The sequence below is a fragment of the Ruegeria sp. CRTD044 genome (assembly GCF_059613485.1).
In genome coordinates, this window is record NZ_JBXWSP010000017.1 from 140,052 (window position 1) to 162,448 (window position 22,397).

The 22,397-nt window shown below is 60.4% G+C and carries 22 protein-coding genes; 12 read left to right on the forward strand and 10 right to left on the reverse strand.

Going from position 1 to position 22,397, the window contains the following annotated elements:
• Positions 1 to 161 precede the first annotated feature (161 nt).
• The 4 genes from AC2FNL_RS16045 (at position 162) to grxD (ending at position 5,892) form a co-directional block, all read left to right on the forward strand.
• A complete protein-coding gene (locus AC2FNL_RS16045) occupies positions 162 to 2,414 on the forward strand; it encodes a mechanosensitive ion channel domain-containing protein (RefSeq protein WP_496834283.1) in 2,253 nt (750 codons plus the stop codon).
• Positions 2,415 to 2,611: 197 nt separating this feature from the next.
• Complete coding sequence (gene purL / locus AC2FNL_RS16050) at positions 2,612 to 4,771, forward strand: phosphoribosylformylglycinamidine synthase subunit PurL (RefSeq protein ID WP_496834284.1); 2,160 nt, start codon at positions 2,612 to 2,614, stop codon at positions 4,769 to 4,771.
• Positions 4,772 to 4,910: 139 nt separating this feature from the next.
• On the forward strand, positions 4,911 to 5,147 hold the full coding sequence (locus AC2FNL_RS16055; RefSeq protein WP_093961963.1) for a BolA/IbaG family iron-sulfur metabolism protein: 237 nt from the start codon (positions 4,911 to 4,913) through the stop codon (positions 5,145 to 5,147).
• Between the two features lie 382 nt (positions 5,148 to 5,529).
• Positions 5,530 to 5,892: a Grx4 family monothiol glutaredoxin gene (gene grxD, locus AC2FNL_RS16060; protein WP_170338767.1), complete on the forward strand. Its 363-nt coding sequence runs from the start codon at positions 5,530 to 5,532 to the stop codon at positions 5,890 to 5,892.
• Between the two features lie 8 nt (positions 5,893 to 5,900).
• Here the strand turns inward: grxD and AC2FNL_RS16065 are convergent, their stop codons facing one another.
• The 3 genes from AC2FNL_RS16065 to AC2FNL_RS16075 are packed head-to-tail and all read right to left on the reverse strand — an operon-like array spanning position 5,901 to position 7,326.
• Positions 5,901 to 6,248 (reverse strand): MliC family protein, encoded by a 348-nt coding sequence (locus AC2FNL_RS16065; RefSeq protein ID WP_496834286.1) that lies wholly within the window; start codon positions 6,246 to 6,248, stop codon positions 5,901 to 5,903.
• A complete protein-coding gene (locus tag AC2FNL_RS16070; protein WP_170339348.1) occupies positions 6,245 to 6,640 on the reverse strand; it encodes a cell division protein ZapA in 396 nt (131 codons plus the stop codon). The genes AC2FNL_RS16065 and AC2FNL_RS16070 overlap by 4 nt, the downstream gene beginning before the upstream one ends.
• Entirely contained in the window at positions 6,640 to 7,326 is a 687-nt protein-coding gene (locus tag AC2FNL_RS16075) for a hypothetical protein (protein ID WP_496834288.1), read from the reverse strand. The genes AC2FNL_RS16070 and AC2FNL_RS16075 overlap by 1 nt, the downstream gene beginning before the upstream one ends.
• Positions 7,327 to 7,561: 235 nt before the next feature.
• Here AC2FNL_RS16075 and tkt point away from each other — a divergent pair, with 235 nt between their 5' ends.
• Complete coding sequence (gene tkt / locus AC2FNL_RS16080; protein ID WP_496834290.1) at positions 7,562 to 9,583, forward strand: transketolase; 2,022 nt, start codon at positions 7,562 to 7,564, stop codon at positions 9,581 to 9,583.
• Positions 9,584 to 9,640: 57 nt separating this feature from the next.
• On the opposite strand, the gene AC2FNL_RS16085 is transcribed toward tkt, so the two are convergent.
• The gene (locus tag AC2FNL_RS16085) at positions 9,641 to 10,612 is read right to left on the reverse strand and encodes a DUF808 domain-containing protein (RefSeq protein ID WP_496834291.1); all 972 of its coding nucleotides are present in this window, start codon (positions 10,610 to 10,612) and stop codon (positions 9,641 to 9,643) included.
• Positions 10,613 to 10,794: 182 nt separating this feature from the next.
• Between AC2FNL_RS16085 and gap (AC2FNL_RS16090) the strand changes: the two genes are divergently transcribed.
• The 3 genes from gap (AC2FNL_RS16090) (at position 10,795) to gap (AC2FNL_RS16100) (ending at position 13,108) form a co-directional block, all read left to right on the forward strand.
• The gene (gene gap / locus AC2FNL_RS16090; RefSeq protein ID WP_496834293.1) at positions 10,795 to 11,796 is read left to right on the forward strand and encodes a type I glyceraldehyde-3-phosphate dehydrogenase; all 1,002 of its coding nucleotides are present in this window, start codon (positions 10,795 to 10,797) and stop codon (positions 11,794 to 11,796) included.
• A gap of 71 nt (positions 11,797 to 11,867) precedes the next feature.
• Positions 11,868 to 12,011 carry a hypothetical protein gene (locus AC2FNL_RS16095; protein ID WP_170338780.1) on the forward strand — a complete coding sequence of 48 codons (144 nt, stop codon included), beginning with the start codon at positions 11,868 to 11,870 and terminating at the stop codon, positions 12,009 to 12,011.
• Positions 12,012 to 12,103: 92 nt separating this feature from the next.
• On the forward strand, positions 12,104 to 13,108 hold the full coding sequence (gene gap / locus AC2FNL_RS16100) for a type I glyceraldehyde-3-phosphate dehydrogenase (RefSeq protein ID WP_093961955.1): 1,005 nt from the start codon (positions 12,104 to 12,106) through the stop codon (positions 13,106 to 13,108).
• Here gap (AC2FNL_RS16100) and coaD read toward each other — a convergent pair.
• The 3 genes from coaD to AC2FNL_RS16115 form a co-directional block, all read right to left on the reverse strand.
• Positions 13,100 to 13,591: a pantetheine-phosphate adenylyltransferase gene (coaD, locus tag AC2FNL_RS16105; RefSeq protein WP_093961954.1), complete on the reverse strand. Its 492-nt coding sequence runs from the start codon at positions 13,589 to 13,591 to the stop codon at positions 13,100 to 13,102. The two genes, gap (AC2FNL_RS16100) and coaD, sit on opposite strands and share 9 nt — an antisense overlap.
• A gap of 85 nt (positions 13,592 to 13,676) precedes the next feature.
• Positions 13,677 to 14,114, reverse strand: coding sequence for a CBS domain-containing protein (locus AC2FNL_RS16110; RefSeq protein WP_093961953.1), 438 nt, complete (start codon positions 14,112 to 14,114; stop codon positions 13,677 to 13,679).
• A 61-nt stretch (positions 14,115 to 14,175) separates the two neighbouring features.
• Positions 14,176 to 15,078 (reverse strand): LysR family transcriptional regulator, encoded by a 903-nt coding sequence (locus tag AC2FNL_RS16115; protein WP_496834294.1) that lies wholly within the window; start codon positions 15,076 to 15,078, stop codon positions 14,176 to 14,178.
• A gap of 101 nt (positions 15,079 to 15,179) precedes the next feature.
• Between AC2FNL_RS16115 and AC2FNL_RS16120 the strand changes: the two genes are divergently transcribed.
• Both AC2FNL_RS16120 and AC2FNL_RS16125 read left to right on the forward strand, forming a co-directional pair.
• On the forward strand, positions 15,180 to 16,679 hold the full coding sequence (locus AC2FNL_RS16120; protein WP_496834296.1) for a CoA-acylating methylmalonate-semialdehyde dehydrogenase: 1,500 nt from the start codon (positions 15,180 to 15,182) through the stop codon (positions 16,677 to 16,679).
• 221 nt (positions 16,680 to 16,900) lie between these two features.
• A complete protein-coding gene (locus AC2FNL_RS16125) occupies positions 16,901 to 17,497 on the forward strand; it encodes a L,D-transpeptidase (protein WP_437342558.1) in 597 nt (198 codons plus the stop codon).
• Positions 17,498 to 17,553: 56 nt separating this feature from the next.
• On the opposite strand, the gene AC2FNL_RS16130 is transcribed toward AC2FNL_RS16125, so the two are convergent.
• Positions 17,554 to 18,030: a fasciclin domain-containing protein gene (locus tag AC2FNL_RS16130; protein ID WP_170338788.1), complete on the reverse strand. Its 477-nt coding sequence runs from the start codon at positions 18,028 to 18,030 to the stop codon at positions 17,554 to 17,556.
• 76 nt (positions 18,031 to 18,106) lie between these two features.
• Positions 18,107 to 18,952 carry a class I SAM-dependent methyltransferase gene (locus AC2FNL_RS16135; RefSeq protein ID WP_496834298.1) on the reverse strand — a complete coding sequence of 282 codons (846 nt, stop codon included), beginning with the start codon at positions 18,950 to 18,952 and terminating at the stop codon, positions 18,107 to 18,109.
• A gap of 144 nt (positions 18,953 to 19,096) precedes the next feature.
• Between AC2FNL_RS16135 and AC2FNL_RS16140 the strand changes: the two genes are divergently transcribed.
• Positions 19,097 to 20,212 (forward strand): carboxylate-amine ligase, encoded by a 1,116-nt coding sequence (locus AC2FNL_RS16140; RefSeq protein WP_496834299.1) that lies wholly within the window; start codon positions 19,097 to 19,099, stop codon positions 20,210 to 20,212.
• A gap of 3 nt (positions 20,213 to 20,215) precedes the next feature.
• On the opposite strand, the gene AC2FNL_RS16145 is transcribed toward AC2FNL_RS16140, so the two are convergent.
• Entirely contained in the window at positions 20,216 to 21,073 is an 858-nt protein-coding gene (locus tag AC2FNL_RS16145; protein ID WP_496834301.1) for a hypothetical protein, read from the reverse strand.
• A gap of 174 nt (positions 21,074 to 21,247) precedes the next feature.
• On the opposite strand from AC2FNL_RS16145, the gene AC2FNL_RS16150 reads away from it, so the two are divergent.
• Positions 21,248 to 22,390, forward strand: a complete 1,143-nt coding sequence (locus tag AC2FNL_RS16150) for an acyl-CoA dehydrogenase family protein (protein ID WP_496834302.1) — start codon at positions 21,248 to 21,250, stop codon at positions 22,388 to 22,390.
• The last annotated feature ends 7 nt before the right edge of the window (positions 22,391 to 22,397 follow it).

Consider the following 22,397-nt stretch of genomic DNA (forward strand, 5'->3'; position numbering starts at 1 on the left):
CATCATCTTCATACCTCCCTGTTGGACTACGGCCGAGCTTAGTGCTCGGCCTTTTTTTTGGCCTGCACCCGCGCGCTCGGTGCCAAATCGTTTGGAATTATTTTGCCAACGGGCCTATGATCGCGGAAAACCATAATATTTCGTGTTCGAGGACAAAGTTTATGACCAGCCTACTCCGCCTGTTTTTGATGGCGTTGGTATCCGTCACGTTCCTGGCTCGGCCAAGCATGGCCCAGAGCACCAGCGAACCCACAACCACCCATGTGACCATCCCCGAAGATCTGACCCCCGAACAGGTCGACGATCTGGTGGCGAGAATGTCTGACGATCAGGTCCGGGCCATTCTGCTGGAACGGCTTGATGCGGTCGCGGCGAAACAGGCCGAAACGCAGACTTCCCGGAAGGGGCTGCTGCAAACGATCTCATCCTCGGCGGGCGACATGGCTGCGTCTTGGCTGGATGTCATCCGCAAGGTTCCGCTGCTGGTTTCGGCGCAGGTCGAAGCGTTCAGCAATTTCGGAAACAAGTTTGGCGCAAGCGGTCTGGCAACCCTGTTCGGGTTCACCTTCCTGGCGCTGGCAATCGGGTACGCCGCAGAAACGGCGGTTGGCCTTTGGACCCGCCGGTGGATCAAAGTCGTCGATGGGGATGCCTCGACCAACCTAAAAGGCGCCGTTGTCTTTCTGTTCAAGCGCTTCTGCGTCGAGTTTCTGGGGCTGCTTGTCTTTTATTACACGCTGGTCTTCGTCGGGCGTCGATTGCTGGACGAACAACAGATTGCCCAGGCGGCACCCTTCGTGTTCTTCCTGATCTGGTTCCCCCGCCTCGGAGCCGCGATTTCCCGTTTCATTCTGGCTCCGAAGCAGAGCAATCTGCGACTGGTCAATGTGAATGACAAATGGGCAAAATACCTGCATCGGAACCTGATCGGCCTGTTCCTGCTGATCGGGTTCACCCTCTTCATCCTTGATTTCAATGCAATGAATGGCGTGATGCCGGGTGAATCGCGCCTTGGTTTCTGGCTGAACACCGCCATCCACATCTATGTCGGCGTCATTGCATGGACGGCCCGCAACGGCTTGACCGACATGATGCGTGGTTCCGATCCGGATCGTACGCATTTCGACGAAGAAGTCGCCCGCTACTATCCGTATTTCGCGATCGCCGTGTCGGCGGGTACCTGGCTTTTGGTCGAATTCCTCGCCGCTCAGCGTAATCCGGCCGTGTTTGCCCTTCTGGCCGAAGGCGCGCATTTCGTCACGATGTTCTGGCTGTTGATCGCACCGGCACTCGACACGCTGATCCGAGGGCTGACCCGGCACCTGCTGCCGCCGATGATGGGCGATGGCCCGATCGCGGAACGTGCCTACAAATCGACCAAACGTAGCTACATCCGCATCGGACGCGTTCTGGCCGGTATTCTGGTCATTTTGATGATTGCGAATGCCTGGAATCTGGACCTGCAGGATATAGCGGGCGGGGACTCGGAAACCGGCAGCAAGCTGGTTCAGTTCTTCATCATCATCGCAATCGGCTACATCCTGAACGAGGTCGTCTCGCTCTGGATCAACCGCCGGCTTGCCAAAGAGCAGACGGCTTCGGAGCAGAGCCCCGATGAGGAAGCCGGCGAAGGCGGCGGTGCCGGCGGCTCGCGACTGGCCACGGTTCTGCCGTTGCTGCGCGTGACAGCTCAGGTCGCGATCTCGGTGATCTTCGCCCTGCTGGCGCTGGGCGCGCTGGGCCTGGACATCACACCGCTTCTGGCTGGCGCCGGGATCCTGGGCCTGGCCATCGGCTTTGGCGCGCAGAAACTGGTCTCGGACATCGTGGGCGGCATCTTCTTCCTGATCGACGATGCCTTCCGCGTGGGCGAATACGTCGATGTGGGCGGCACCACCGGCACGGTGGAAAAGATCTCGATCCGCTCGATGCAACTGCGCCACCATCGCGGCCCGGTTCACACCATTCCTTACGGTGAGATCCAGAAGCTGACCAACTACAGCCGCGACTGGGTCATCATGAAGCTGAAATTCACCGTGCCCTTCGACACCGACCCGAACAAGGTCAAGAAGATCTTCAAGAAGATCGGCGCCGAGATGATGGAGGACCCGGTCCACAAGGATGGCTTCCTGCAGCCCTTCAAATCGCAGGGCGTGTTCGACTTTGACGATGTCGGCATGATCATCCGCGGCAAGTTCATGGCCAAGCCCGGCAAGCAGTTCACCCTGCGCAAGGAGATCTTCAATCGGGTCAAGGCCGCGTTCAAGGAGAACGGGATCGACTTTGCCCGCCGCGAGGTACGCGTTGCCATCCCCGGGTTGGAAGAGGCCGAAAACCTGAGCGAACAACAGAAAGCGGCGATCGGCGCGGCCGCGGCCGACGCCGTGAACAAGAAGGAAGAGCCGCCTCAATAACGGCGGTGGGACAGCGGCGCACGCGCTACTGTCCCCGTCAAAACGGTGGTGCGACCGGCATTTTCCCGGTCGCAGACCGCTGCATTCTGCCAGCAAAAGGCCGGTTCCTGTTCGCTGCGCGCTCTTGACCCTTTCCCAAATCGCCCGGTTGCCCTAAAAGGCCCGCAATCCCGGCCACCTTGGAAACAGGACACACGATGCAAGAGCCCGCCATCACACCGGATCTGATTGCCGCACACGGGTTGAAACCCGAAGAATACGATATGATCCTCGAGATTATCGGGCGCGAGCCGACCTTTACCGAGCTCGGCATCTTCTCGGCTATGTGGAACGAGCACTGTTCCTACAAATCCTCGAAGAAATGGCTGCGCACCCTGCCCACCTCGGGCCCTCAGGTGATCTGCGGCCCGGGTGAAAACGCCGGTGTGGTCGATATCGGCGACGGGCAGGCCGTGGTCTTCAAGATGGAAAGCCACAACCACCCCTCGTACATCGAACCCTATCAAGGCGCGGCAACCGGAGTGGGCGGCATCCTGCGTGACGTGTTCACCATGGGCGCGCGTCCCATCGCGGCAATGAACGCGCTGTCCTTCGGCGAACTCGACCACCCCAAGACCCGCCAACTGGTCAACGGCGTGGTGGAAGGCATCGGTGGCTACGGAAATTGTTTCGGCGTGCCGACCGTGGGCGGTGAAGTTCGGTTCCACCCGGCCTACAATGGCAACTGCCTCGTGAACGCCTTTGCCGCCGGGCTGGCCGATGCCGACAAGATCTTCTACTCGGCCGCGTCGGGCGTGGGCATGCCCGTCGTCTATCTGGGCGCCAAGACCGGCCGCGACGGCGTGGGCGGCGCCACCATGGCCTCGGCCGAATTCGACGACACGATCGAGGAAAAGCGCCCGACCGTGCAGGTCGGTGACCCCTTCACCGAAAAACGCCTGATGGAGGCGACGCTGGAGCTGATGCAAACCGGCGCCGTGATCTCGATTCAGGACATGGGCGCGGCGGGTCTGACCTGCTCGGCCGTCGAGATGGGCGACAAGGGCGGGTTGGGTGTCCGGCTGGACCTGGAAAACGTGCCCCAGCGCGAAGAAAACATGACCGCCTATGAGATGATGCTGTCCGAGTCCCAGGAACGCATGCTGATGGTGCTGAAGCCCGAGCTTGAGGCCGAAGCCCGCGCCGTGTTCGAGAAATGGGATCTGGATTTCGCCATCGTCGGTGAAACCATCGCCGAAGACCGTTTTCTGATCATGCACAACGGCGAAATCAAAGCCGACCTTCCGCTGTCGAAGCTGGCCTCGACCGCACCGGAATACGACCGCCCCTGGGTTCCCACCCCGGCGGCCGAAGATCTGGGCGAGGTGCCGCAGATCGACCCGATCGACGGGCTGCGGGCGCTGATCTCGTCGCCCAACTACGCAAGCAAGCACTGGGTCTATGAGCAATACGACACCATGGTGATGGCTGACACGGCGCGTACGCCCGGTGTTGGAGCAGGCATGGTGCGCGTACATGGCTCCGACAAGGTGCTGGCCTTCACCTCGGACGTGACCCCGCGATACGTGCGCGCCAACCCCGAGGAAGGCGGCAAGCAGGCCGTGGCCGAAGCCTATCGCAACCTGACCGCCGTGGGTGCCAAACCGCTGGCCACCACCGACAACCTGAATTTCGGCAACCCCGAAAAGCCCGAGATCATGGGCCAGTTCGTCGGTGCCATCCAAGGCATCGGCGCCGCCGTGGCCGCACTGGACATGCCGATCGTTTCGGGCAACGTGTCGCTGTACAACGAAACCGACGGTCAGGCGATCCTGCCCACACCGACCATCGGTGCGGTCGGCCTTTTGGAGCACGCCGACGAAATCATCGGCACCGAAGTTCGCGAAGGACATGTGGCGCTGGTGATCGGCGAAACCAAGGGGCATCTGGGCCAATCCGCCCTGCTGGCCGAGGTCTTCAACCGCGAAGATGGCGACGCCCCGCACGTGGATCTGGATGCTGAAAAGCGCAACGGCGACTTCATCCGGGCCAATCGCGAGATGATCAAGGCCTGTACTGACCTGAGCGACGGCGGCCTTGCACTGGCGGCCTTCGAACTGGCCGAAGCCGCTGGCGTGGGTTTGCATCTTGATGACGCCCCGACCGAATTCCTGTTCGGTGAGGATCAGGGCCGTTACTTGGTGGCCTGCAACTTCGATCAGGCCGAGGCGCTGATGATCGCCGCAGGCCGGGCGGGCGTGCCGCTGGTTTCGGTCGGTCGCTTTACCGGAGAAACCGTGCGGATCGGAGCGTCCGAAGCTCCTCTTAGTGAACTCTCAGCGCTGTATTGCAGCAGTTTTGCCGAGGCCGTCGCCTGAGCGCGACGACGCTGAACCATACTCGGATCCTGCGCTGTTCGATCAGCGCGGGATCTGACCTTTCCAAGGGTGCTGCACACCCTTGCGCGGGCTTCGGCATCGCTCTACATCTTTGAAAAGACCTTCAGGAGTATCCTAAATGCCAATGAGCGCCCACGAAATCGAACATCTGCTGCGCGAAGCCTTTCCGAATGCGGAAATCCAGGTCGGCGGCACCGATGGCGTACACATGTCCGCCATGGTCGTGGACGAAAGCTTTCGCGGGAAGAACAGGGTCCAGCAGCAGCGCGCGGTCTATGCGGCTCTGAAGGGCAAAATGGACGGCCCGGATGGCGAGTTGCACGCGCTGGCTTTGACCACGAAAGTACCCGAGTGATGAGACCCACGGCGGTCAGTGCCATGCTCACACTGGTGATGGCAATTGCTGCCTTGTTCACCCCGATGGCATCCGACTATTCGGCCATATGACATGATTGGTTGGGTTGTCTGGATCGGAATATGTGTCGGTGGACTGGTGGTTGCCGCGGCAACCGTCGAAGCTTATCTGAAACGGAACAGAACAAGACGATTGTCGGATATGCGCCCCGACCCCAACGCTTTGAAACACAGACCATGGGAAGCCGACGGCGTGACAAAAGTCAATGTAATCGACGAGGTTCATGCGATGAACCAGGGTACTGAACCAAGAAACTGGTGGCGCAGCCGCCGATCGAAATGACCGCTCGACAGACGGACGAACGTAAACAAGGAAACGCGAAATGACCGACGTTAAGACCCAGATCGACGAGACCGTCAAAAGCAACGATGTGGTGCTGTACATGAAGGGCACCAAAGAAATGCCGCAGTGCGGATTTTCATCTCGGGTGGCCGGTGTTCTGAACTATATGGGTGTCGAATACACCGACGTGAACGTTCTGGCCGACGAGGAAATCCGCCAGGGCATCAAGGACTATTCGGATTGGCCGACTGTGCCTCAACTCTACGTCAAGGGCGAATTTGTGGGTGGTTGTGATATCATCACGGAAATGACCCTGTCGGGGGAGCTGGACACGCTGTTCGACGAAAACGGTGTCGCCTACAACAAGGAAGCCGCCGACAAAATCCGCGAGGCAAACGCCTGATCAGCCGCTCAGCGGCTGACACAGTCTTTCAAAATATCGGTTTCGTCGGTGGCTCCGGCCGCCGCGAAACTGACCATCGCGTTCCAGCCCTTCGACCGCAGGGTATACGTCCCCTGCCCGTTGACCGACTCGTAACGGATGCCCGAGCCGCTCAGGACCTGGCGCAACGCAATCAACTGACCATCGACGATCATCGCCGCAGCCCCTTCGCCGTCGGAAGGGTTTAAGTATGTCACGGGCAGCTCAACGCCATTTTCGCAGGTGAAGGTCACCGATAGGATGTCGATCTGCGCCATTGCCGGGCCCGAGACCGCCCCGACCAAAGCCGCCAGGCACAAAGTCCGTAAATGTGTCATCTCGCGTTCTTCTCTTCGATCACCGAGGCCAGCGCCTCGGCTCGTGCCGCCATCTCTGCAAGTGTGTCGGTAACCGAGGGCGGGACAACGGCCACTTCGATCCGTTCTGGTTCTGGCGCGGGCGCACTGCGCATACGCTCCAATTCGCCTTCAACTTCGGCCAGCTTCGCCTCGAGTGTCTTGATGCGATCCTCAGTGGCCGCTGCTTTGTCGGCCAGCATAAGCCCCGCCATCAACAGCATCCGCGACTCGGGCATACGGCCAATCTGGTCGGCCATCACCTGGGCCTCATCGTCCAGCATCTTCGCGGCTGCGTGCAGAAACGGCTCCTCGCCGTCTTGGCAGGAAACCTCAAATCCGCGCCCGCCGATATGAATGGTAACCTCGGGCATTACTCTACCTCTCCTTCGGCCAGGTTGGCATGGGTCAGCAATGGCTCAAGCCGTGCCAGAACCGCGTGAGCTTCGGCCGCGTCGGTGGCGTGGGCGGCCCGGGTGGCCTCCAGTTCGGCCACGGTTGCCTTGTTTAGAAGCTCGGCATCGGGAACGCCGTCCTCGGCAGCCTTTCGCAGCTCGTCGACCGCTTCGCGCAATTGGTCATTTGCCTTGCGCAAGCGCTGCAGGTCGTCATCCAGCCGCGACATGGCGGCGCCGTGGCTGGCGCGTTCGGCCCGCAGCATTTCCAGTTCGGCATTCAATTCGGGGATACGCTCGGAATCCTCCAACTGCCGCCGCAATTCGGAGATCTCGGCCTTCAGCGCTGCACCTTCGTCCTGGTTTTCAAGCGCGGCCTTGGCTTCGGCCAGCTCCGCACGCGCGGCCTCGACGGTGGCCAGTTTGGCATTGGACTCGCCCAACTGGGCGCGCAAAGCGTCGATTTCCTGGTCATGCCGCTCTTTCAGAGACTTCAGGCGCTCTTCCAATTGCGCATTGGCCAGCTTTTCCTCGTCCAGAGCGGCGCGCAATTGTCCATCTTCGCTACCCGAGACCGGACCCGCCGATTGCAACGCCTCGATCCCGGTGCCAATCCGATCCATCGCGGCCATGATGCGTCGCTGTAAATCTTCGATCTGGCTCATTGCCCCTGTCACCTCTTTACCAAGGTTCGTTCTGTTTTTCCGATGGCCGAATCAATACGGCTCGTACCGGTACTTAGTCTAACGGAATGTTCGCCAAAATACCCACTCTTTGCTTTCAAAGACTTGAGCAACACTCTTGAAGCGATGGCAATGCGCCGCGCCGGGTTCCGCTTGCACTTTGGGGGGTGGATGGTATTCAGCCCGCAATCTGCCGTAATCCAAAGGAACAACACCCGTGGACCTGACTGCGCTGCGCAATGCCAACCCTGAACACTGGGCGAAGGCTGCGGCCATTCGCACCCTGACCCTTGATGCTGTCGCCGCCGCCAATTCCGGCCATTCCGGAATGCCGATGGGCATGGCCGACGTCGCGACCGTGTTGTTTGAAAAACACCTGAAATTCGACGCCTCGGCCCCAAACTGGCCTGACCGCGACCGGTTCATCCTGTCGGCTGGCCATGGCTCGATGCTGATCTATTCCCTGCTCTATCTGACGGGCAACAGCGCAGTTACTCTGGACGAGATCAAGAACTTCCGCCAACTGGGCGCGAAAACCGCCGGCCACCCGGAAAACTTCCTGATTGATGGTGTCGAAACCACCACGGGTCCTCTTGGGCAAGGAATTGCCAATGCCGTCGGTTTTGCGATGGCCGAAGAAATCCAGCGGGCCCATTACGGCAAAAAGGTTGTCGACCACTACACCTATGTAATCGCCGGCGACGGCTGCCTGATGGAAGGTGTCAGCCAGGAGGCCATCACTCTGGCCGGTCGGCACGAGCTGAGCAAGCTGATCGTGTTCTGGGACAACAACAACATCACCATCGACGGCACCGTGGACATCGCCGACCGCACTGATCAGGTGCGCCGGTTCGCCGCTTCGGGCTGGCATGTGATCGAGATTGACGGCCATGATCCCAAGGCCATCGATGCGGCGATTGTGCAAGCAAAGGCGTCGAAGAAACCGACCATGATCGCCTGCGAAAGCCATATCGCGCTGGGTCATGCCGCGCAGGATACCTCGAAAGGTCACGGCGCTCTTACCGATGCCGAACAGCTGAAAGCCGCGAAAGAAGCCTATGGCTGGCCTTATGGCCCGTTCGAAATCCCCGCCGAGGTGAAATCGGACTGGGAAGCGATCGGCGCGCGTGGCGCAATGGAACGGAAGGCATGGGAAGAGCGGTTTGCCCAACTGTCCGAGCGCAAGCAGGCCGAGTTCAACCGCGCTTATGCTTTCGAGGCGCCGAAAAAGCTGGCCGGCGCAATCCGTACCTTCAAAAAGCAGGTCTCCGAGGATCAACCCAAGCTGGCCACCCGCGCCTCGTCGGAAAAGGTGCTGAACGTCGTGAACCCGATCATGACCGAGACGGTCGGCGGTTCGGCGGACCTGACCGGGTCGAACAACACCAAATCAGCCGATATGGGCGTGTTCCTGCCGGAGAACCGCAAGGGCCGCTACATCCACTATGGCATCCGTGAACACGGCATGGCCGCGGCGATGAACGGCATGGCGCTGCATGGTGGCATCCGCCCCTATGGCGGTACCTTCATGGCCTTTACTGACTATGCGCGCCCGTCGATGCGTCTGGCCGCGCTGATGAAGATCCCCAGCGTTTTCGTGATGACCCATGACTCGATCGGTCTGGGCGAAGACGGCCCGACGCACCAGCCGGTCGAGCATCTGGCGATCTCGCGCGCGACGCCGAACACCTATGTGTTCCGCCCCGCCGACACCGTCGAGACCGCCGAGGCCTGGGAACTGGCGCTGACCTTCAAGGACAGCCCCTCGGTTCTGTCGCTGACCCGCCAGGGCGTGCCGACCGTGCGCACCCAACACAAGACCAAGAACCTGACCGCCCAAGGCGCCTATGTTCTGGCCGAGGCCGAGGGCAAGCGTCAGGCGATCCTGATCGCCACCGGGTCCGAGGTGTCGCTGGCCATGGAGGCAAAAGCGAGGCTCGAGGCCGAAGGGATCGGCACCCGGGTCGTTTCGATGCCCTGCATGGAGCTGTTCGCCGAGCAGGACGAAGCCTATCGCAAGAAGGTCCTGCCCGCCGGCCCCGTCCGCGTCGGCATCGAGGCCGCCGTTCGTGCCGGCGGCTGGGACCGCTGGCTGCTGGGCGAGCGTGGCCGCGAGGCCAAGGCCGGTTTCATCGGCATGTCGAGCTTTGGCGCGTCCGCTCCCGCAGGCGAACTGTACAAGCATTTCGGCATCACCGCCGAGGCGACGGTTGCCAAGGTCAAGGAATTGCTGGGCTGATCCAGCCGATCCGAGCAATCAAAGGGCGGTCATCGTGCCGCCCTTTTCTTTTGGGACTCAATGGTCCGCTGTCTGCTCTGCCTTTTTGGGCCACAGCGGCGCGATGACCTTGGTCGCCAACGGGATCAGAACGAACCCCCAGGCCAGCCCGAACACGCCGTCCATCGCGGCCTTGCTGATCCACTCCACCGCACCGGCCCATTGATCGGACACGGCATCACCGGCCGCATAGGCCCAATCGTGGATGTGGTGGCCGAGCCAGCCAAAGCCCAGCACCTCGAGCCCATGGATCATGATCGAGCCACCTACCCACAGCATCGCCGCGGTGCCAACGACCGACAGCGTCTTCATGACCTTCGGCATCGCCTTGACCAGCCCGCGGCCCAACCCGCGGCCGATCGGTGTCGGCGCGTTCTTGGCCAGATAAAGCCCGACATCGTCCATTTTGACGATCAACGCGACCGAGCCATAGACGGCCACCGTGACACCGATCCCCACAACCGCCAGCGTCGCGGCCTGCATCCAGACATTCGGCGCCTCAATGGCAGAAAGAGCGATGGTCATGATTTCGGCCGACAGGATGAAATCGGTCTTGATCGCGCCCTTGATCTTCTGCTCCTCCAGATGACCCGGATCACGCACGTTCATGTCTTCTTCGATCACGTGGCTTCCATGCGGAAACAGCACGTGAAAAATCTTCTCGGCGCCCTCGAAGCACAGGTATGACCCACCGATCATCAGCAAGGGCGTTATTAGCCACGGCGCGAAATTCGCCAGCAACAGCGCCACCGGCAGCAGCAGAATGACCTTGTTGAACATCGACCCGCGCGCGATGCGCCAGATGATCGGCAATTCGCGCGCAGGGGCGAACCCTTGGACGTATTTCGGCGTGACGGCCGCGTCATCGATGATCACGCCCGCTGTCTTGGCCCCCGCCTTGCCTGCGGCCGCCGCCACATCGTCGACCGAGGCCGCCGCCACTTTGGCGATTCCCGCCACATCGTCCAACAGGGCCAGCAAACCGCTCATGCCGCATCCTTTCCGTTCATCCGTCGCACTTTGGACCCTAACCGATCCGACAGCTAGCGCAAGCGTTAGCGCAACCACACGAAGTTTGCGCTAACACATTGCAAATATGATATTTTCTATCTTTTTAGATGGGCCGATCATCGCTATATCGCCCGGAACACAAGCGGATTTGGAGACGTCACATGACCATCAAGGTCGGCATCAATGGTTTTGGCCGCATCGGCCGCTGTACCCTGTCGCACATCGCCGCGTCAGGCCGCAACGACATCGAAGTGATCAAGGTCAACGCCACCGGACCGCTTGAAACCTCGGCGCATCTGCTGAAATACGACAGCATCCACGGCCGCTTTCCACGCGATGTCTCGATCAGCGGCAACACGATGGACCTGGGTCGCGGGCCTATGCAGATGTTCTCGACCTACGACATGAACGAGCTGGACTGGGAAGGCTGCGACGTCGTTCTTGAATGCACCGGCAAGTTCAACGACGGGCTGAAGGCCAAAACGCACCTTGAGCGTGGCGCGCATAAGGTTCTGCTGTCGGCCCCGGGCAAGAACGTGGACAAGACGATCGTGTTCGGCGTCAACCACAACAGCCTGACCGCCAACGATAGGATGGTGTCGAATGGCTCGTGCACCACGAACTGCCTTGCCCCGCTTGCCAAGGTTCTGGACGAAGGCATCGGCATCGAAAACGGCATCATGACCACGATCCACGCCTATACCGGCGACCAGCCCACGCTGGACCGCCGCCACGGCGACCTGTACCGCGCCCGCGCCGCCGCCATGTCTATGATCCCCACAAGCACCGGCGCTGCCAAGGCTTTGGGCGAGGTTCTGCCAAACCTCAAGGGGCGTCTGGACGGCTCGGCCATTCGCGTGCCCACACCGAACGTGTCGGCCGTCGACCTGACCTTCCGCGCCGCGCGCGAGGTGACCGTCGACGAGGTCAACGCCATCGTGGCCGAGGCCGCCAAGGGGCCGATGCAGCGCGTTCTGGGCTATGAACCTGCACCGCTGGTTTCGACCGATTTCAACCACACCGAAGAAAGCTCGATCTTCGCGCCCGACCAGACTCGCGTCGTGGACGGCCGCATGGTCCGCGTGCTGGCGTGGTACGACAACGAATGGGGCTTCTCGGTACGCATGGCCGATGTGGCCGTCGCCATGGGACGGCTTAACTGATCTCATCAAGACCGCTTGAACCGCGTCGCCCGCTCAGGTTATCTGGGCGGGCTTTTTTGTTCGGAGCAGCAATGACAAACCAAATCGCGATCTGGCTGGGAGTCCTCATCCTTGGTGGTCTGATGCTGGATTTCGCGCTGTTTGGAACCGAGCATCTCCTGTTCCTCGGCAAGAAGTTCTACGACTTTCTCGACTGGGTCGCGTTCTGGCGCTGACAGAGGTTTTGCTTGACATTTTCGCCTGACTGCCTTTGTTAGCGCTAACTGATTTCAATCGCGGCTTAGCGGCCATTTAGACGGAGCGCGACATGACACTCAAACTTGCAATCAACGGATTTGGACGGATCGGGCGCGGTGTCCTGCGCGGCTTGATGGAAAGCGGTCGTACGGATGTGCAGATCGTCGCGATCAACGACCTCGCCAAACCGGAAATGAATGCGCATCTGTTCGAGTTCGACAGCGTGCATGGCCGTTACGCCAAACCGGTCACCCTGAGCGAGGCCGGGCTTGACGTAGGCGCGGGCCCGATCCGGCTGACCAGCGAGCGCGACCCCGAGGCGCTGGATTGGTCGGACGTCGACGTGGTTCTGGAATGCACCGGCGTGTTCCGCACGCGCGAAGCTGCGTCTCGCCATTTCAAGAACGGCGCGAAGAAGGTTCTGATCTCGGCGCCAGCACGTGGGGATGGCGAGGTAAAAACCGTGGTGTTCGGCGTGAACGACCACGAGCTGACCGCCGCCGACACCGTGGTTTCCAACGCATCCTGCACCACCAACTGCCTGTCGCCGGTCGCTGCCGCGCTGGATGCGGGCTTGGGTATCGTACACGGCAACATGACCACGGTGCACGCCTACACCGCCAGCCAGCCGGTGCATGACACTGCCGGAAAGGACCCGTACCTGTCGCGCGCGGCTGCCCTGTCGATGATCCCGACCACCACCGGCGCGGCCTCGGCCGTGGGGCTGGTTCTGCCGCAGTTGCAGGGCAAGCTGACCGGTCAGGCGATCCGGGTTCCCACCCCGAATGTCTCGGTCGTCGACTTGGTGGTCGAGGTATCGCGCCCCACCACCGAAGACGAGGTCAACGCCCTGTTCACCGAGGCCGCGGCCAAGATCCCGACCGTTCTGGCTGCGGAAACCCGCCCGTTGATCTCGATCGATTTCAACCACGATTCCCACAGCTCGACCGTGTCGCTGGCCGAAACCAAGGTGACCGACGGCACGCTGGTCCGTGTTCTGGCCTGGTATGACAACGAGTGGGGTTTCTCGAACCGGATGCTGGACACCGCTGCCGCGATGGGCGCCCTAGCCTAACCGCTCTTTCAGTGCGATATTGACCTGGGGCGTGACGAATTTCGACACGTCCCCACCCAGCCGGGCGATTTCCTTGACCAGTTTCGAGGCAATCGCCTGGTGTCGGGCTTCGGCCATCAGGAACACGGTCTCGATCGAATCGTCGAGCGCCCGGTTCATCCCAACCATCTGAAATTCATATTCGAAATCGGCAACAGCACGCAGGCCGCGTACGATGATCTGCGCCCCTACGTCCCGGGCGCAGTCTATCAGCAGGTTTTCGAACGGATGCGCAACAATTTCGGTGCCGGTCTGTTCGGTCAGGTAGGCGCATTCCGCCTCGATCATGGCCACCCGCTCTTCGAGCGAGAACAGCGGACCCTTGTCGCGGTTGATCGCGACGCCGATCACCAGCTTGTCGACCAGCATGGCTGCCCGGCGGATGATATCGATATGACCCATGGTGATGGGGTCAAAGGTTCCCGGATATAATCCAACCCGCATCGCGCCCTCCTGAGCAAGAAAATTTCTGCGCAAGCAAACACAAGTTTTCCGCAGCTGCAAGAGGCCGCAATGTCGTCAAATGGGGCTAGTGCCCCATGATCATGCCCTGCAGGGCATCTTTTTCCATGGCCAGTTCGGACAATTGCGCTTTTACGACGTCACCCAGAGTGACGATCCCAATCAGTTTGCCATCTTCGACAATCGGCATGTGGCGGAACCGACCTTCGGTCATACGAGCGAGTACGTCCTGCACCTTGTCCTGTTGGGTCGCGGTCACCAGTTTCTTAGTCATGTAGGCGCTGACCGGCTGTGTCAGGCACCCGCTGCCACTGGCGGCCAATTCCCGCACGATATCGCGTTCCGAGAGGATGCCGGCTGCGGTTTCGCCATCGTCCTCCGATACGATAACCGTACCAATGCGCTTATCGGCCAGAATCTTTGCCGCGTCGGACACGGTCATCGAAGGCGCCACCGTCACAACCCCGTCCGTCGACTTGGACTTCAGAATGGCCTGTACAAGCATGGGCAATACCTCCGAAATAATTTTCCCGTTTTCCAAAGCGTTGCCCGATTAGATCAGCCTGTCAAGCTTGGGCTTCGGCTTCCAGCCGCGCAACTTCGTCGCGAATTCCCCGGCTTAGCGCATCTGCAAATCGGTTCAACCGTTCGTTGCGTTGATCACCCTGATGGCGCACCAGGTGAAAGCTGCGCGTCAGACTGACTTGATCCGTCAGAATTTTTTTCAGCTGAGGATGGAATGGCAACGTGAAGTCATGCGCGATACACACCCCGGTACCCAGCGAGGCTTGCCGCAGTTGCACCGAAACCGAGTTCGATGCAAGTGGGACACGATCAATACCCAGATCGTTGAGGTAATCGAGCTCGCGGTCGAAGATCATGTCCGGGATATAACCGATCATGCGGTGACCCTTCAGGTCACTGACCGAGCGAATTGGACCATGCCGCGAAAGATAGTCGGCGGTTGCCACCATATGCAGCTTGTAGTCGCTGATCTTTTGCACCAGCAGCTTGCCGGCCGTTGGGGCGCTGACGGTGATGGCCATATCCGCCTCGCGGCGCGACAGGTTGATGATCCGCGGCAAGGCCAGGATCTGTATGTCCAGGTCGGGATTCGAGTCGCTGATTTTGGCGCAGACTTGCGGCAGCAGATAGTTGGCGCTTCCGTCCGGAGCACCAATCCGGATTTGACCGCTCAGCGACTTGGTCGCGCCTTCCATCGCGCCAGCCGCTGCGCGCATCGCCTCTTCAGCGCCTTGAGCGTGCTCGAACAGTCGCTCTCCGGCCGAGGTCAGTACGTAGCCCTGCGGTGACTTCGTAAAAAGCGGCGCTTTCAGTGCCAATTCCAACCGGGAAACCCGCCGCCCAACTGTCGCCGGGTCAATCTTGAGCAACCGCCCGGCCGAAGACAGGCTTTCCTCGCGCGCAACCGCCAGGAATACGCGCATGTCATCCCAGTTCGGATCCATCTTTACCCCTGCATTTTTGCAAAACTCTTTTGGGATATTGCCTCTGTTCATGAGATTTATGCAAGCCTATGCTGCGCGCAAATTCAGCGGAGGAGTTTGCGATGCAAGACCTGACCCATTTCATCAACGGTGAATACACGCCCGGCACATCCGGTCGATTTGACAACGTCTTCAACCCTGCCACGGGCGAGGTTCAGTACAAATGCCCGATGGCCAGCACCGCCGAGACCATGGCAGCTATCGAACACGCCGCTGCAGCCCAGCCCGCATGGGGCGCGACCAACCCGCAAAAGCGCGCCCGCGTAATGATGCAGATGGTCCACCTGATGCATCGCGACATGGACAAGCTGGCCGAGGCGCTGAGCCGCGAGCACGGCAAGACCCTGCCCGACGCCAAAGGCGACCTGCAGCGCGGGCTCGAGGTGATCGAATACTGCATCGGCGCCCCGCAGATGCTGAAGGGTGAATTCACCGACAGCGCCGGCCCCGGCATTGACATGTATTCCATGCGCCAGCCGCTGGGCGTTGTCGCCGCCATCATGCCGTTCAACTTCCCGGCCATGATGCCCCTTTGGCATGTCGGCCCTGCACTGGCCTGCGGCAACGCGGTGGTTCTGAAACCATCGGAACGTGACCCATCGGTACCGCTGATGCTGGCCGAACTGTTCGTCGAGGCCGGTCTGCCCAAAGGTGTGTTCCAAGTCGTCAACGGCGACAAGGAAGCCGTGGACACCCTGCTGGACAGCGAGATCATTCAGGGTGTGTCCTTCGTCGGCTCGACCCCCATCGCGCAATACATCTATTCGCGCGCCACGGCGAACGGCAAACGCGCCCAGTGTTTTGGCGGGGCCAAGAACCACATGATCGTGATGCCCGACGCCGACCTGGATCAGGCCGCCGACGCGCTGGTGGGCGCCGGTTTCGGCGCTGCCGGCGAACGCTGCATGGCCGTTTCGGTGGCGGTTCCGGTGGGCGAGGAAACCGCTGACGCGCTGATCGAGAAACTGGTGCCGCGCATCGAAAAGCTGAAAGTCGGCCCCTATACCGCGGGCGACGACGTCGATATGGGGCCGGTCGTGACCGCCGCCGCCAAGGAACGCATCCTGGGCCTGATCAACTCGGGCGTGGAACAGGGCGCGAAACTGGTCGTCGACAACCGCGACTTCAAACTGCAGGGCTATGAAGACGGTTTCTTTGTCGGCCCCCACCTGTTCGACCATGTCACCCCTGACATGGACATCTACAAGCAGGAGATCTTCGGCCCCGTTCTGTCCACCGTCCGTGCCGGATCCTACGAAGAGGCGCTGAAGCTGGCGATGGACCATGAATACGGCAACGGCACAGCGATCTTCACCCGCGACGGCGACACCGCCCGTGATTTCGCCAGCCGGGTCAATATCGGCATGGTTGGCATCAACGTCCCGATCCCGGTGCCGCTGGCCTATCACACCTTCGGCGGCTGGAAGAAATCCATGTTCGGAGACCTGAACCAGCACGGCCCGGACAGCTTCAAGTTCTACACCCGCACCAAGACCGTGACGTCGCGCTGGCCGTCGGGCATCAAGGAAGGTGGCGAGTTCAACTTCAAAGCGATGGATTAACAGACTGAATTTAAGAACAAAGGCCGCCCTAAATTGAGGCGGCCTTTTTGTCCGCAGGCAGACCCAATCCGCCAACCGCCGCCTTGTACCGCTTCTGCTTGGCAAAAAACTGCGCAAGTCTGGACGCGTTCACGAGAATTTCAGCACCGACCTCTGGCTTCACCTCTCTGCTCGGCATAAATTGGCCGAAAATTCGAGCAGTCAGTCGCCAGGAGGCCATCGTGACAACCAGAATTTCCCGCCGCTCGGCCCTTTTGGGGGTAGCATCCGTATTGGCGTCGCCGACCTTGTTGCGGGCGCAGAGCCAGGACGCCTTCCCTCAGAGCGAAGAGGCGATCAGTACTCAGCTTCCCGTTCGCCGCAACGTATCGTCCTTTTCCAAGCAGGACTGGCAGGATCACTTCGATGAACTGGGCGTGGGCTGTTTGCTGGCTGACATAACCAGCCGGGCGGTGCATTATTGGGGTCCTGACGGCACGTACAAGCTGTACCCCAGCTCGGTTCCCATGAGCGAAGAGCTGACCAAACGTGGCTACACCGAAGTCGTGCGCAAAGCGGAAAATCCCAGCTGGACGCCGACCGCTTCGATGCGCGAGCGCGATCCCAACCTGCCGGTCCGCATGGAAGGTGGGGATCCGGGCAACCCACTTGGCACCCGCGCCATGTACCTGTCCTGGCCGGCTTATCTGGTGCATGGCACACATGACACCCGCAAGATCGGACGCCAAAGTTCATCCGGGTGCATCGGGTTGTACAACCAGCATGTCGAGGAACTGTATCCTCTGGTCCAGATCGGAACAAAAGTCAGACTGCTTTGAAACGACAAAGCCCCGGCCGAGCGACCGGGGCTTTGATTTTGTGGCGAGTGGCTTGATTACTCGGGGATCAGAACCGTGTCGACGACGTGGATGACCCCGTTGCTGGCCTCGATGTCGGCCTGAACGACATTCGCTCCATCGACCTTGACGCCATTCTTGGCATTCACGCTCAGACGCTCGCCCTGGACTGTCAGGACCTTGGCGCGCTTACCGGCAATGTCACCCGACATCACTTTTGCTGGCACAACGTGATAGGTCAGGATGGCGACCAATTGATCCTTGTTTTCGGGCATCAGCAGCGTCTCAACCGTGCCTTCGGGCAGAGCGGCAAAAGCTTCATCGGTGGGCGCGAATACAGTGTAGGGGCCTTTGCCCTTCAGCGTGTCCACCAGACCGGCGGCCTGAACAGCGGCAACCAGCGTGTTGAACGACCCGGCCGAAACGGCGGTGTCCACGATGTCTGCAGCTTGGGCTTTCATCGGCAGTGCGAGTGCGACGGCGGCTGCGGCACCCATGAATGTACGACGGAACATGTTTAGTCTCCTCTCCAGCGTGATATGGAAAGGGGTACGCGCGCTTTCGAAAAGCGGATCACGAAAAACTTCAGCTTTATCGTTTCTGAACCCAGATACTCTGCGCTCGGCCTTCTGTCAGAAAGGGCAAGGCTTCGACGGCATCGGGACGCGCCTGCTGAAGGTAGTAACCGGGCCAAAGCATTGAAAACGAACCAGATTGCAGCAACGCGTGCAGCATATACTGCTCGCCCCAACCCGGGCAGTCATAGAAAAACCGCTTGGGGTATTCATAGGGCAAAAAAACATCGTGGACATGGATCACGACGCCTGGTTTCAGGTTCGGGATGATGCGGCAGAACAGATGCGCTACGTCATTGCTCATGCGCACGACATGGCTCGAATCGATGAACAGAACGTCTCCGGCCTCGAGCTGATCGAACACGGATGCGTCGACCTCTTCCAGTCGTTTCTGTTCGAATTGATCAACCACATGCGCGATGTCTGCGCGCGGATACGGGTCAACCGCCGTGATCCGGGTTTCCAAGCCACCATCAAGAACGGCCTGCCGGGTCACTCGGGTGGAGTTTCCACATCCGACCTCGACGACGCGTTTCGGCTTGAACCGTCGGATCATCAAGTACAGAGCATCGGCGTCCGGACTGTCGTAGTACCCGTTTCCGATCCGGTAGCCGGTCTGGTTCCGCTCAGGATCCTTCAAAGCAGCCAGTGCTTCTGCATGGACCGTATACTCGGCGACCAGTTCGGCAATATCGAACCCTTCCATCCCGGGTGACAGGGCATAGGCAGGTCGGGTCAGGCCGCCTGCCCGCTCGAATGCTTCAAGCCGTGCCCGCTCATCCCTCTCGGGGGCCTTGTCGATCAACCGTGTGCCGAACCTGTCCAAGAACGCATTTAGCTTCGGGAATTTCCTGGGTTTCACGACACACGGCTCCGATTATCTGTCTGGCTTCTGCGGTGCTTACCGTCGGCACCCGGGTCAGCGCAAGGTCGATGGCGCCAAAGCCTTGGCAAAAGAGCGGATTCCGTATTCACTGAATCTGAAGAGGGAACGGGAGGCCCGCACATGCAGCAGGATTTCACGATCGGCATCGAAGAGGAATACCTGCTTGTCGATCGCGACAGCTTGCAACTGGCGCAGGCGCCCGAGGCATTGATGAAGTCCTGCCAGGCGGACTTTGAGGGCCAGGTCAGCCCGGAATTCCTGCAATGCCAGATCGAGGTTGGAACCCGCCCGCATACCACGGTCAAATCCGCACGAGAGGACCTCAGGCGGCTGCGGTCCGGTGTCGCCAAGCGCGCCGCCGAGCACAACATGGCACCGATCGCCGTGTCCTGCCACCCGTTTGCAGATTGGAAAGACCAGCATCATACGCGCAAGGAACGCTATGACAACCTGCAACATGCCCTCGGCGGCGTGGCCCGCCGGATGCTGATCTGCGGCATGCACGTGCATGTCGGTGTAGACGATCCCGCGCAGCGCGCCGATATCCTGCCACAGCTCAGCTATTTCCTGCCGCATCTGCTGGCGCTTTCAACCTCCTCACCATTCTGGAACGGACAGGATACCGGGCTGTCTTCCTATCGCCTCACGGTGTTCGACAACCTGCCCCGCACCGGCCTGCCCCCCATTTTTGGCAGTTGGTCCGAATACGAGCGCACCACCGGTGTCCTGGTCGAATTGGGTGTAATCGAGGATACCTCGAAAATCTGGTGGGACCTCCGACCGTCGCACAGCTATCCGACTCTCGAGACGCGGATCATGGATGTGCAGCCTCGCATGGAACACGCGCTGTCGCTGGCGGCCATGGTACAGGCATTGAACCGAATGCTCTGCCGTCTGAAAGACCGCAACCTGCGCTGGCGGCAATATGATCGGTTCCTGATCGGCGAAAACCGTTGGCGAGCGCAGCGCTACGGTGTGGGTGAAGGGCTTATCGACTTCGGAGACCGCTCGATCAAGCCGATGCCCGACCTGATGGGCGAGTTGATGGGCATGTTGGCCGAAGATGCCGAAGCATTGGGCACCATGGCCGAGTTGGCCCGTTTGCGTCAGATCGCCGAGAGCGGCACCTCAGCCACGCGACAGCGTCGCGTTCACGCCGAAGCGCTGGCCAATGGCGACGATCCGGGCCAGGCGGTGGTCCGGCACCTGATTGACGAATTCCACGCTGATCTCTGACTCTCACACCGCATTGAGGATCTGTCTGATCCGGTCGGCCACGGGCTCGTACAGGCTGCGGGCTTTCCAATACCCATTGTGCGAAAACGGATTCCATCCGGTGAAGATATTCCCGACCCGGATTGCCTGGTCGGTGATCTCCCCCGTTCCGACAAGCTGCCCATAGCTGGGCGCGATCGGTCCAAGGGGGAAGCCAAGAACGTCGTGCTTGTCATAATAGTTCTGCCACCAGTTATGGAATTGCAGGGTCAATGGCAATTCCTGGTTGGGGCGTTGGATCGGCGTGATGTCCTGTTCGGGATAGGCGAACAGAAAGATCGGGATGTTGCAGCCAAACGTGACCAGCCCGGCCACTGTCTGCATGTCTTCCACCGGAACACCGTGCTGCGGCAATCCACCGTGGCGCAGATGGCGCTGAAGGTCATAGATGTAGTTCGACATGATATGCCCACCCAGGGAATGGGCGACGATCAGGATGGGGGCACGCTCGCCGATCTGAAACCGGACGATGCGTATCACCTGCGCAACTCGTTCATGGATTGCGGCATAGGTTTTGTCGCTGCCGTCGGGGGTCGGGCGATAGGATGCCGCGTCAGACAGGTTGCATACAACGAAACGGCGCGTGCGGTCATAGCCAGTATAGGGGCTTATGCTGTTCAGATAGTCCATCTGCCGCCCCTGCAGGATTTGCGCCCAGATCACCTCGTGCCAGGCAACTTTGCTCATGTCCTGCCCCAACTGCAGCCCCACCCGGTCGTGCAAGTCGCTCGAAAACGTCGGCACCGAGGACGGCTGGTTCGGCCCGACCGACTGGCTGCCCATTCCGTGTATCGCTACCACGGCCATCTTGTAATTCGACATCCACAACTCCGATCAATCACTAAAACGAATAGCTCAGCATAACCGCCTTTTGGCAATCACCCAAATCCACCGCACATGCATCACGGGGTTTGCTCCGCGTGAAAAATTTCTGTAAGGATTGCGCAATAAATAAACAGTCGTTCAATTCACGTCGCCACAAGGGGGAGACCGGCCATGGATTTCGCGCTGACCGAGGAACAGACGGCCATTTTCGATATGGCCTACGCGTTCGGGCAAGAACAGATCGCACCTTTCGCCCGTCAGTGGGAGGCCGAGGGCACCATACCCAAGGATCTGTGGCCCAAGGTCGGCGAACTGGGCTTTGGAGGGCTCTACGTGTCCGAAGAATGCGGCGGCTCGGGCCTGACCCGTCTTGACGCCACGTTGGTGTTCGAGGCGCTGTCGATGGCCTGCCCCTCGGTCGCGGCCTTTCTGTCGATCCACAACATGTGCGCCAAGATGCTGGACAGCTTTGCAAGCGATGAATTGAAATCGCGCATCATGCCCGACGTTCTCAGCCTGAACACGGTGCTCAGCTATTGCCTGACCGAACCGGGCTCGGGCTCGGACGCGGCGGCGCTCAAGACACGGGCCGAGCGCACCAACGACGGTTATACGCTGAACGGCACCAAGGCCTTCATCTCGGGCGGCGGCTATTCCGATGCCTATGTCTGCATGGTGCGCACAGGCGGCGACGGACCCAAGGGAATCTCGACGGTTTATGTTGAGGACGGCACACCGGGCCTCAGCTTTGGGGCGCTGGAACAAAAGATGGGCTGGAAAAGCCAGCCCACCGCGCAGGTCCAGTTCGACGACTGCAAGATCCCGGCCGAAAACCTCGTGGGGACCGAGGGCGACGGGTTCAAATACGCGATGATGGGCTTGGACGGCGGGCGCCTGAACATCGCCTCATGCTCGCTGGGCGCGGCACAGGCGGGGCTGGACATGACGCTGCAGTACATGTCCGAACGCAAGGCCTTCGGCCAGACCATCGACCAGTTCCAGGCCCTGCAATTCCGGCTGGCCGACATGGAGATCGAGCTGCAGGCCGCCCGCACCTTCCTGCGTCAGGCGGCCTGGAAGCTGGATCAGGGCGCGCCCGACGCCACCAAGTTCTGCGCGATGGCCAAGAAATTCGTGACCGAGACAGGATCGAAAGTGGTCGATCAGTGCCTGCAGTTGCATGGCGGCTACGGCTATTTGGCCGATTACGGCATCGAAAAGCTTGTGCGCGATCTGCGAGTGCATCAAATTCTGGAAGGCACGAACGAGATCATGCGCGTGATCGTTGCCCGCCAACTGCTCGCCCATCGCTGAGGTTTCC

What these genes read in the sequence shown, in the direction of transcription:
- AC2FNL_RS16110 (WP_093961953.1), bottom strand. Translation starts at nt 14,114, where the DNA reads ATGCTTGTACAGGCCATTCTGAAGTCCAAGTCGACGGACGGGGTTGTG.
- AC2FNL_RS16120 (WP_496834296.1), top strand. Translation starts at nt 15,180, where the DNA reads ATGCAAGACCTGACCCATTTCATCAACGGTGAATACACGCCCGGCACA.
- AC2FNL_RS16115 (WP_496834294.1), bottom strand. Translation starts at nt 15,078, where the DNA reads ATGGATCCGAACTGGGATGACATGCGCGTATTCCTGGCGGTTGCGCGC.
- purL (WP_496834284.1), top strand. Translation starts at nt 2,612, where the DNA reads ATGCAAGAGCCCGCCATCACACCGGATCTGATTGCCGCACACGGGTTG.
- AC2FNL_RS16140 (WP_496834299.1), top strand. Translation starts at nt 19,097, where the DNA reads ATGCAGCAGGATTTCACGATCGGCATCGAAGAGGAATACCTGCTTGTC.
- gap (WP_093961955.1), top strand. Translation starts at nt 12,104, where the DNA reads ATGACACTCAAACTTGCAATCAACGGATTTGGACGGATCGGGCGCGGT.
- gap (WP_496834293.1), top strand. Translation starts at nt 10,795, where the DNA reads ATGACCATCAAGGTCGGCATCAATGGTTTTGGCCGCATCGGCCGCTGT.
- AC2FNL_RS16095 (WP_170338780.1), top strand. Translation starts at nt 11,868, where the DNA reads ATGACAAACCAAATCGCGATCTGGCTGGGAGTCCTCATCCTTGGTGGT.
- AC2FNL_RS16055 (WP_093961963.1), top strand. Translation starts at nt 4,911, where the DNA reads ATGCCAATGAGCGCCCACGAAATCGAACATCTGCTGCGCGAAGCCTTT.
- AC2FNL_RS16145 (WP_496834301.1), bottom strand. Translation starts at nt 21,073, where the DNA reads ATGTCGAATTACAAGATGGCCGTGGTAGCGATACACGGAATGGGCAGC.
- grxD (WP_170338767.1), top strand. Translation starts at nt 5,530, where the DNA reads ATGACCGACGTTAAGACCCAGATCGACGAGACCGTCAAAAGCAACGAT.
- AC2FNL_RS16130 (WP_170338788.1), bottom strand. Translation starts at nt 18,030, where the DNA reads ATGTTCCGTCGTACATTCATGGGTGCCGCAGCCGCCGTCGCACTCGCA.
- AC2FNL_RS16150 (WP_496834302.1), top strand. Translation starts at nt 21,248, where the DNA reads ATGGATTTCGCGCTGACCGAGGAACAGACGGCCATTTTCGATATGGCC.
- AC2FNL_RS16065 (WP_496834286.1), bottom strand. Translation starts at nt 6,248, where the DNA reads ATGACACATTTACGGACTTTGTGCCTGGCGGCTTTGGTCGGGGCGGTC.
- AC2FNL_RS16045 (WP_496834283.1), top strand. Translation starts at nt 162, where the DNA reads ATGACCAGCCTACTCCGCCTGTTTTTGATGGCGTTGGTATCCGTCACG.
- AC2FNL_RS16085 (WP_496834291.1), bottom strand. Translation starts at nt 10,612, where the DNA reads ATGAGCGGTTTGCTGGCCCTGTTGGACGATGTGGCGGGAATCGCCAAA.
- AC2FNL_RS16075 (WP_496834288.1), bottom strand. Translation starts at nt 7,326, where the DNA reads ATGAGCCAGATCGAAGATTTACAGCGACGCATCATGGCCGCGATGGAT.
- coaD (WP_093961954.1), bottom strand. Translation starts at nt 13,591, where the DNA reads ATGCGGGTTGGATTATATCCGGGAACCTTTGACCCCATCACCATGGGT.
- AC2FNL_RS16070 (WP_170339348.1), bottom strand. Translation starts at nt 6,640, where the DNA reads ATGCCCGAGGTTACCATTCATATCGGCGGGCGCGGATTTGAGGTTTCC.